This window comes from Bacillus haikouensis, from assembly GCF_013179555.1.
Lineage (GTDB): Bacteria > Bacillota > Bacilli > Bacillales > Bacillaceae_B > Rossellomorea > Rossellomorea haikouensis_A.
On the sequence record NZ_JABMCR010000170.1, the window covers coordinates 1 to 9,529 of the forward strand.

Sequence of the window (9,529 nt, forward strand, 5' to 3'; positions counted from 1 at the left end):
CAATAATTCCTTTCATGACATCAGGACAATACAAACCAGCCAGACCGCAAAATAAAGGATGTGTTTCAAGAAAACTCCCTCTCCCCGAAGCTGTTGTAAAAACTGGTGCCTTTATCCGATCAGACAGCCGGGTCAGCAGAGTTGAATCCCCAATTGTTTTACACCCTCCACCGATTAGCAATACTGGCCGTTCAGCTTTTCGGATAAGGTCTGAAGCTGAATGAAGCGATGACATGCATGGTACTGGCTTTCCTGCATGTATCGAGTGAAATTCTTCTTCAATTTCCTCGACATGGACCGTACCAATATCTTCTGGAATTTCAACATAGACAGGACCCGGTGTTCCATTAATGGCCAGGAAGATCGCTTTTTTTATAACCCAATGAATCGATTCAGCATTCTCAAGTCTATGACTCCATTTGACCAGAGGAGATACCATATTTAATTGATTTGCTTCTTGAAATGCTTTTTCTTCTCCGAATTTCGATGTACTTGTACCGGCAGCGATGATGAGCAGCGGAACACTCAGGGACCGCGCTTCTAGAATTCCTGTCAAGCTGTTGGTGAATGCAGGTCCTTTCCCCACATTACAGATGCCGGGATGTCCAGACGCCATGGAATAACCTGCAGCCATGAATAACGCATTCCTTTGATCTTTGGTGACAAAGTATTCAATGTTCTTTTCTTGAATATGTCTCATAAGTTGCAAGTCATCACTAGGCAGCCCGAAGACTATTTTCGTTTTCAGCTGTTTTAAACGATCTGCCACAATCTCCAATACAGTTTTTTGCATCTTTTACCCCTCTTTCCTCCAAAGTTCATTTAATACTTTTGATATCAATAAGGGATGAATATAGAGTTCTCCTCTATATGCTGCATAATTTGCCATCGGGCCATAACCTCCAAAAGGACGGTTTCCATCTTCAATCTCAAATAGAGTTTTATTGACCGAAACTACGTGCTTCTTCTGCAGATATTGAAGTAATTCATCACTGTCATCACCACAATAGAGGGAGGCTCCCATTGCCCTTTCCAAAAAGTACCCTTCCTGTAACGTTGTTTTCAATTCCTCGTTGTTATCGTATATAATGACATTGAAAATTGGAGAGAAAAATTCATCAATTGGAAGCTTATCGGATATGTCACTTACTAACACTGTGGGCTGTATCACTTTATTATAGTAATCAATATTTCCCCCGTACCTTATATAATCACTCGATTGATTCAAGTACTGGCCCACCGATTCCAGAGTAGAAGTATAGTGAATCTTTCCGTAATCTGCTGTTTGATCAAGGTTATGGCCAAATTTCAGCTGCTTGATTTCTTCAATTAAATGTTCAATAAATGCTCCACTGATTGTACTGGGGACGTAAATAGCGTCCGGCCCCATACAATCCTGACCGCTGTTAAACATCCTGGCCGAAATCAAATCCACTGCTGATTTTTCTATGTAAGCAGATTCAGTAAGAATGAAAGGATTGACGCCCTGGCCAAAATAAACAAACAATTGGTCGTCTGAAAGTTGAAATTTAATATTCTCAGCATTTTGATACGTTCCTGTAAAGACGACTACATCTGATTTCAATGCAGATTCCCTGATGTATTTTCTATGAGAAAGTTCTAATAGATTAATAGGAAGGTCATGAACCTGTTTTAATAGTTGATGAAGTCTTTTTACTTGGGTCGACACCATACTTGAACTGCGAAATTCAATTTCTTCAGTATAATAAGATGGAATTAACAAATATAATACATAAGAGTATAGAATGACGTTTGACGGCATAAAAACAGACATGCGGTCAATGGCAGGAGGCTGATTTGTTTTGACTTCCTCATACCCTTTCTCCAGCGTCTTGATAGAACTGTCAATTTCATCTTCAGCGGTTCTGTAAGTGGAAATCTCCGCCAGGATGTCCCGTATATCAGAACGGTTGTGCTTGATGAATTCGATTGTTTTTTCAATGGAACTCTTTCTTCTTTCAACCAACGAAGAATTCCGCTCTAGTATATTTACATTACCCATGTTATTTCTTCCTTCCTTTTTGATTCCCACTGATTTGCCATTGCTTTTATGGCTTTTTGATCGATCTTCCCGTTTGAAAGCTTTGGAAAGTCCTCCATACAGATAATGAAATCCGGTTTTAATAAAGAGCTTAAGGTTTGACTTATCGCTCTTTTAACCATTGTCTCTTCGTTTGCAGCAACTTCTGCAAAAAGAAGGATTCTTGAACCCTTTTTCTCATCTCCGATTGGAAATGCCCTCGTCTTTAAGCCAAGGTTATCTTCTAATTGTTTCTCTATGGCTGCAGGGTAAATGAGGTAGCCATTTCTTAATATCTCGTTGCCTTTTCGACCGATAACATGAAGGTTTCCATCAATATCCTTGAAACCAACATCTTTTGTATTAAACCAAAGGGATTCCGGCAACATTAATTCAGGACTTCCTTCAACGATATATCCTTCCATAATACCCGTGGATTTAACGATTATTTCACCAATTTCTCCCGCCTGCATTTCTTCTCCTGATTTGTCTGTCACTTTGATTTGTATACCTGGCAGGGGTTTCCCGCAACCCAGTTCGTGTGAATCAGTATTCAAGGTAACATTGCCCAGTTCTGATAACCCATAACCATCAAGTAAGTCCTTTTCCATCAATCGTTTAAAATCCCTGCCCAATTTTTTTGCAAGAGGGGATCCCCCTATACACCACATTCTCACACTCGAACTCTTTAATTCCATCAGAGTATCGTTACGTTTGGTAAGCAATCTATTCAGAATATAATAGGTAGATGGAACTGCATCCACCACGGTCACTTTCTTTTCAGTGATTGCCTTTATAATCGGCCGTATTTTTTTGTAGTTACATATTACTAATTCACACTTTGTAAGCCACCAAATAAAAATGATCGATAATCCATAAAAATGTGTAAAAGGAACCAGAGGCTGCAAAACATCTTTGTCATTGTAATTCATTCTAACGATTGTGCTTTCAATGTTCTCAATAAAGGATCGACCTGATTTAACAATCCCTTTTGGAGAACCAGTGGATCCCGAGGAATACAGAATCAATGCATCTCTTTTATTTTTCCATAAAGAAATACTGAGGGAGTCTTCCCTGTTTGAAGGTTGTATGTTTTCTAAAGGAATGACAATTGTCTGCAATTCAACGGATTGTGCAAACGATCGATCAGATATACAAAGATTACAATTCAGGGCCTTTGCGATGTTCTTAACTTCTGATTCCTTCATTTGACTATCAACCAAAACGATAGAGGCCCCTTTCTGAACCAAAGCAAAAAGAGTGACAATAAGTTGATAGGAATTGTCTGAAGTGACTATAACCCTTTCCTCTTCCTTCAGTCCTTTAGAAGTGAAGTATTCCACATAGGACCAAACTTCTTTCTTGAATGTTCCCTGGTCATACTGATGATCTGCTGTATGAATCATTTCACCCATTTTAAGTCTCCACCAGCATGTCCAATGCTTTTTCCGGGCTGATTTCAATCGTATCGACATCATTTTTAAGTAATTGAATAAATAGATTTTTAGGACCGACAACATAAATATCTTTAAGTTCAAGATTTACTATTTGTTTCTTCACCAGATCCCACCTTACCGGGTTGTCGTACCCGTCAAGCAAAGATTGTTTGAACTCCTCCGGGTCGTTAATTAATTCACCGGATACATCCGATATGAAAGTATTTCTCAATGGCTTGAACTTGATCTCGTTAAAAAGCCCCTTCTTCAATTTTTGATGCAATGGCTTAAGACAACTGCTATGGATCGGCTGTTTCATTGTGTGTAGGGAGAAACACTTTGGTTTATTATTTAAGTAATCCTTTAGGTCGCTTATGACAGCAGCCGGTCCGCATAAGCAAACGACTTTTTCCAGATATCCCACCAACTCAAGGTATTTGTTTTCTGAATTAAAGTTTTCAACGATTGATAAAGCTTCTTTTAACGATAGATTATAAATAAAATGTGTGTGATAATCCCCTTTTAGTTGATTGTAAAAGAGCTTAGACACTTTGGCAGACTCATAAGTCAACCATACGGCTTCATCATAGGTGAGTGTTTGTGTAGAGACTGCAGCTCCCATTACTCCGAAGCTTGGTCCGATCGTAAATTCAGGTTTGCTGCCAAACAGATCTGTATAATGATCCATAAGAGCAACCGAATTAGCCAAAAACGCACATTCTTTTACTTCATAATCCTTATCACCTGCTTCTCTGAAAGCATCTATCAGAGAATATCCGATAACAGAACTCGCTTCCGAGAATCGTTTGAGTGCGTGGGGACTGCGATTAATAAACTCATCTACCTCTGTATATGCTGAAGGAGCTAAGCCCGGTAATAATAATGCTTCCATAATAAATCACACCTGCTCCTTAGCGTAGTCTATTAATTTATTCTTTACTTCTTCCATTGTGACAAGCGTCTCAACTTCAAAAGGAATATCAGTGAACTGCAGGGATTTAGGTATAAATTGACCGGGACCCAAAACTACCAGTTTGTCCACACCTTTAGATTTAAGGTATTCCAGTGACTTATACCACTGCACGCTTGTGACATACTGTCCAATAAGCTCATCTCTGACATCTTCTGCACTCATGATTACAGATCCATCCACATTGCTTACAAGAGGAGCCTGTGGATTAAGCGGATTTATCGTTGGCATGAATTGTTCAGTGAATCGGTGTTGTACATCTGTCAATAATGAGCAGTGTCCCGGGGGGCCAAAAGGAATTGTGACACCTAATCCGCCTTGAGATAACACCATTTGTGCAAGTCTCTCTAAACTCGGGAAATCACCGTTTACGATCATTTGATTGGAAGTGGCATACATACACGGCTCTGCATAGCCTCCCGTATCATTCACTATTTTGATATTTTCCTCCATTATTGAACAATCGATATTATAGAAAAAGAATACTCCGTATTCTTTATTTCGTTCGTTCATTTCCTCAAAATCACACATGGCTTTCACCATACGAATGGTATCTTCAAAGCCTAACGCTCCGCTGCAATGAATTGCTGTCACTTGTCCTAGACTAGGTCCCAAGTAATAAGCGGGTTTCTCCATTTTGTCTATGACCATTTCATAAAGCGCTGTACTTATAGTAACGATGCTTGGTCTTGCAACTTCTCCCCTGTTGATTACACTCTCATCTTCTGAGAAGAAGTGTTCTGCTAAATCTAACCCCAAAATACTGCTGGATTCCTTAAACTTCTTCCTTACTTCCGGAAATTCATTATACAGTTGTGAAAAACTTCCTGCTTTCAACGTCATCAAAGGGGGAAACAATATAGCCGATTTCATTTTTACACCTCCATTTTTTACATCAGGCCGCCATCAACTACTAATGTTTGGCCGGTTATATATTTTGCTTTAGTGGAAGCAAGAAAGGATATAGCTTCTGCCACATCATTGATTTCGCCTAAATGACCCATTGCGATTTTCTTGTTGAATTCTTTCATTTGGTTTTCAGGAATCCTATCGACCATACCGGTATTTTCAATGTAACCTGGGGCGACTGCATTCACTCTTACACCAAAACGTGCGTATTCTTTTGCCAATGACCTTGTTAATCCGATTACTCCCGCCTTACTTGCGCTATAGGCGCTTAATCTGTCCATACCCACCAGACCTGCCAAAGATGAGATATTTATTATCGAGCCTCTTTGCTCTGTAAGCATGTGTAGAGAAACAGCATGAATGCAATTAATTGTCCCCATGATATTTGTCTGGATGATTTCCTCCCACTTTTCAACGGGGTTACTGGGAATCAACGCTCCCCCATAACTCACCCCTGCATTATTAACGAGGATGTCGATAAAGCGATGCTCTGAAATGATCCGCTGAAATGCTTCCTGTACCTCATCACGATTATTAACATCAAATTTTTCATAAAAGACATTTTCATTATTGGTTGATTCTTTAATCTCATTGACAATTTCCTTAATTTCCTCTAAAGAACTCCTATATCCTAAAATCACTGTGGATCCTAATGATGCAAAGTGTTTAGATATTCCGGCTCCAAGTCTTTTAGAGGCACCCGTCACTACGACTACTCGATTATCCCAGCTCATTCCGCTCACCTTTATTGATTAGTGCTGGAAGACAATGGTCTTTCCAGTAACCATTCATATATTCATACAGTTCTTGTCTGATTTTGAGCTTTTCTTCCTGAGGAATGCTGTCCTGGGGTAAATTTTGTTTATCCGCGTAGTATTCGTGTCTAAGAATAGAAGAGACAACCGCGTCATGGTATTCGCCATCGATAAAGAAGTGATCCCGTAAAATACCTTCAATGGTAACCTTGTTCTTTATCAGGAACCGAACAGAACGTAAATTGTATAATCCATTTATGAATTGGACTTTATGGGCGTTCTTACTATGAAATAGATAGTCCATAATTAGGATTGAGGCTTCTGCACCATATCCGTTATCCCATAATTCCGGTTCACCGATGACTCCCCCTAATACGTAACTTCCTTCATATTTCAGCGGCTGCCATGACACAAACCCAATCTTCCGATCATCATGAGTCAAAACCATCGCATAGCGGGTATTTCCAGTTTTGATATCTTTCTTTATTTCTTCCGTAGTGGCAAACTCCAGGGACCCCCTTGCCAAAGCACTAGAAGTAGAAGGTACGACCCACTTTGAAAACAATTCATAGTCTTCTTCTTCTATTGGCCTTAATTTAACTAGATATCCTTCCATTGATATTCCCCTTTCTCTATGAAACTTATAAGTGTTTCTCCATTACATATTAAAAAACTGTCGTTCTTAATACACCCGTATTTCACGCAATACTAAGAAAAGAGTCCATCAAGATGGACTCTTTGAACGATTAATATTATGAAATGGAGGTTAATGAGGATAAATGCTTTTTTGAATGGGCATATAGTAGATTTGCTCTAGTAATTTTCACTGCTAAACCTACCCGCGACTTTACTCTTAATTTTTGCATGCTTGCAGCAATATGGTATTCTACCGTTCGCTTACTTAAATATAATGTATCGGCGATTTGTTGATTGGTCTTGTCATTAATCAACTCTTCAGCAACTCGTAACTCCATTTCAGTTAAAATAGAAGGAAGATCCACGAAATGATCTTGTTGTTGACTTGTGGACGGTTTCATATCAGGAAACAGGGAATTCTTCAGACTTTCCGATATATAAAAACCGCCATTATTCACAACGGTGATCGCTGTTAAAATTTCGTTCACGCTGTCTTTTTGTACAATGGCCTGAGTGTTCAAGACATAGGGGAGTAAGTGTTTCTCTCCTTTCCCTATAAGAACAATCTTTTTGCATTTCCCTGAAGGCAAATGGTTAACTAATTCTTTTTTATTTAAATTGATAATCGCTAAATCAAAAGAGTTAACAAACAATGAATCTCTAAGAGAGGATGAATTGTGTAATATATGACAAGAGTAGCCTCTTTCAGATAAAGTTTCTAAAAGTTTTGGGGAGTTATTTCTTTCTTTTATATAATCAATGATTAAGACCCTATGCCCCACTAGATTTCACCTCAGTTATTTCAAGATTATTTTAGTGGTGACCAATGATTGGATCATCAATATTCCCTAAAATACCGATCCCGATACCGGAATGACCACCTTGTACTACACCGCTCATTACAAATGATGTCAAAAGAGTCACAAACAAGAATTTTCTTAGTACTTTCATATCATTTTTACCCTCCCTTCATTTATCCTAGTACCATTATTGTACAAAATTATGTAAAATTATATATGCATTTACGAAATATTGTGACAAGTATTCATTACAGGAGGATTTATGGATCATATCGGTAAAAAAATTCAAGATATTCGTATGAAAATTGGGTTTTCAAGACAGTATGTATCTAAAAATATTTGCGATGAATCTACCTTATACAGGATCGAAAAGTCTCTGCAACTCCCCCGTCTAGATGTTTTACAGAAAATTTGTCATAAGTTGAATATTTCAGTTGATTTTGTCCTTACACCAGACTTGGAATCGAAGTTTGTTCATATGGATAAAATCAAGAAATTATGCCGGGAAAGCTTATATCAACAAGATTTTGATTCAATCCAATATCTCATTGAAGAAGCTGAACAGTTCATTTCCAAATATCCTCATTTAGAGGATGAGGAATTCCTTCGTTTTGTGAATTGGCAAAAAGCCATTCTAATTCATAAAATTGAAAAGAAAGCCGATCAAGCTGAAACGGCTTTCCGCAAATTGCTATACAAAAATAAAATCATTAGAGAAATCGATATTAATATCGCTAACTCCCTCTCTTTAGTATTAATAGAAAAAGAAGAATTTAAAGAAGCGGGATCCCTGCTGAGGAAATCCCTGAAAGCCTTGGATTCAAATAACATGATTGAGGATAAGTCCCTTTATCCCCGGATAGGCTATAACATGGCTTACATATACTTTATTGAAGGTATGTATGACTCCTGCCTTGATCTCGCTCACAGAGTTCAATATTATCTACTGGCTAATCATTTGCTGTATTCTAAAGGGGAATTATATCATTTGATAGGAATTGCATATGAAAAAAAGAATGATTTGGAGAGTGCTTCTATCTATTTTGCCGATGCCGTTTCTGCTTTTTCACTAGAGAATAAAGCCATTTTTCTCATTCGCTCATTACGGGCACTAGCAGAAATTGAACATAAAAGAGGGAAAATCGGCGAGGCGATAAAACTATTGGATCATGCAATGGAGAAAGTGGACGCACTCTGTGACCGGCCATATGCCGAACAGCTGGCCAAAAAAATAAAGCACACCAGGGAACAGTGTGCCAATTAAATATGGTATCAAGAGATACATGCCGCTTTCAATTCAGTCTGCATCATATGCTTTACAGCAGCTAAAGTAGAATCAATATCATCATCAGTTATATGTCGATGAGTAACAGCTCTGATTCTTCCATACCCCATCTCAGAAAAAGTCACACCACGATTCCCGGTTAATTCTAAAAATGTTTGCCAGGTACATACATTCTCATCGATTTTAAATAGGACGATATTCGTCTCAATTTCATCAGGATCGATCTTGATTCCTGGAATATCCGCAAGCCCTTCTGCTAATTTCTTAGCCCTGATATGGTCTTCTCTTAAGCGGGAAGTCATATTCTTTAATGCTACTAAAGCAGGAGCTGCCATGATTCCTGCTTGACGCATACCGCCGCCAAGCATTTTACGCAGTGTTCTCACTTTCTTAATGTGGTCTTTTGTACCGGCAGCAATGGAACCTATCGGGGCAGATAAGCCTTTGGATAAACAAAACTGAACAGAATCGGCATATTTCGTTATTTCCTTTACTTCCACATCCATCGCAGAGACCGCATTGAATAACCTCGCCCCATCCATATGGATGGGGATTTTTCGTTTTCTGCTAAATTCGTATACATCTTTTAAATAGCTTAACGAAAGTACTTTACCGCCGCAGCGATTATGTGTATTTTCTAAACAAATCAATGCAGGAAGTGCAAACTGGGGATCCTCAGGGTCAAACGGAAATACTT

11 protein-coding genes are annotated in these 9,529 nt (G+C 38.6%); 1 reads left to right on the forward strand and 10 read right to left on the reverse strand.

All coding sequences use genetic code 11. From position 1 onward, the window contains the following. The 9 genes from HP456_RS15520 to HP456_RS15560 all read right to left on the reverse strand — a co-directional run. Window positions 1-793: thiamine pyrophosphate-binding protein (locus HP456_RS15520; RefSeq protein ID WP_172252710.1), on the reverse strand; the 793-nt coding region annotated here is incomplete at its 3' end. A 3-nt stretch (window positions 794-796) separates the two neighbouring features. Continuing rightward, window positions 797-2,023 carry an aldehyde dehydrogenase family protein gene (locus tag HP456_RS15525; RefSeq protein WP_172252712.1) on the reverse strand — a complete coding sequence of 409 codons (1,227 nt, stop codon included), beginning with the start codon at window positions 2,021-2,023 and terminating at the stop codon, window positions 797-799. Next, entirely contained in the window at window positions 2,011-3,456 is a 1,446-nt protein-coding gene (locus HP456_RS15530) for a class I adenylate-forming enzyme family protein (protein ID WP_172252714.1), read from the reverse strand. Before HP456_RS15530 ends, HP456_RS15525 begins: the two co-directional genes overlap by 13 nt. A 1-nt stretch (window position 3,457) precedes the next feature. After that, entirely contained in the window at window positions 3,458-4,369 is a 912-nt protein-coding gene (locus HP456_RS15535; RefSeq protein WP_172252716.1) for a hypothetical protein, read from the reverse strand. Between the two features lie 6 nt (window positions 4,370-4,375). Next, window positions 4,376-5,320: an ACP S-malonyltransferase gene (locus HP456_RS15540; protein WP_172252718.1), complete on the reverse strand. Its 945-nt coding sequence runs from the start codon at window positions 5,318-5,320 to the stop codon at window positions 4,376-4,378. 17 nt (window positions 5,321-5,337) lie between these two features. After that, entirely contained in the window at window positions 5,338-6,090 is a 753-nt protein-coding gene (locus tag HP456_RS15545; protein WP_172252720.1) for an SDR family NAD(P)-dependent oxidoreductase, read from the reverse strand. Continuing rightward, the gene (locus HP456_RS15550; protein WP_172252722.1) at window positions 6,077-6,727 is read right to left on the reverse strand and encodes a GNAT family N-acetyltransferase; all 651 of its coding nucleotides are present in this window, start codon (window positions 6,725-6,727) and stop codon (window positions 6,077-6,079) included. The genes HP456_RS15545 and HP456_RS15550 overlap by 14 nt, the downstream gene beginning before the upstream one ends. A 136-nt stretch (window positions 6,728-6,863) precedes the next feature. Further along, window positions 6,864-7,529 (reverse strand): LuxR C-terminal-related transcriptional regulator, encoded by a 666-nt coding sequence (locus tag HP456_RS25515; protein WP_172252724.1) that lies wholly within the window; start codon window positions 7,527-7,529, stop codon window positions 6,864-6,866. Window positions 7,530-7,560: 31 nt separating this feature from the next. After that, window positions 7,561-7,698, reverse strand: coding sequence for a hypothetical protein (locus tag HP456_RS15560; RefSeq protein WP_172252726.1), 138 nt, complete (start codon window positions 7,696-7,698; stop codon window positions 7,561-7,563). Window positions 7,699-7,809: 111 nt separating this feature from the next. On the opposite strand from HP456_RS15560, the gene HP456_RS15565 reads away from it, so the two are divergent. Continuing rightward, window positions 7,810-8,811: a helix-turn-helix domain-containing protein gene (locus tag HP456_RS15565; RefSeq protein WP_172252728.1), complete on the forward strand. Its 1,002-nt coding sequence runs from the start codon at window positions 7,810-7,812 to the stop codon at window positions 8,809-8,811. 8 nt (window positions 8,812-8,819) lie between these two features. Here HP456_RS15565 and HP456_RS15570 read toward each other — a convergent pair. Further along, on the reverse strand, window positions 8,820-9,529 hold a 710-nt coding region (locus HP456_RS15570; RefSeq protein ID WP_246289108.1), incomplete at its 5' end, for a GntG family PLP-dependent aldolase.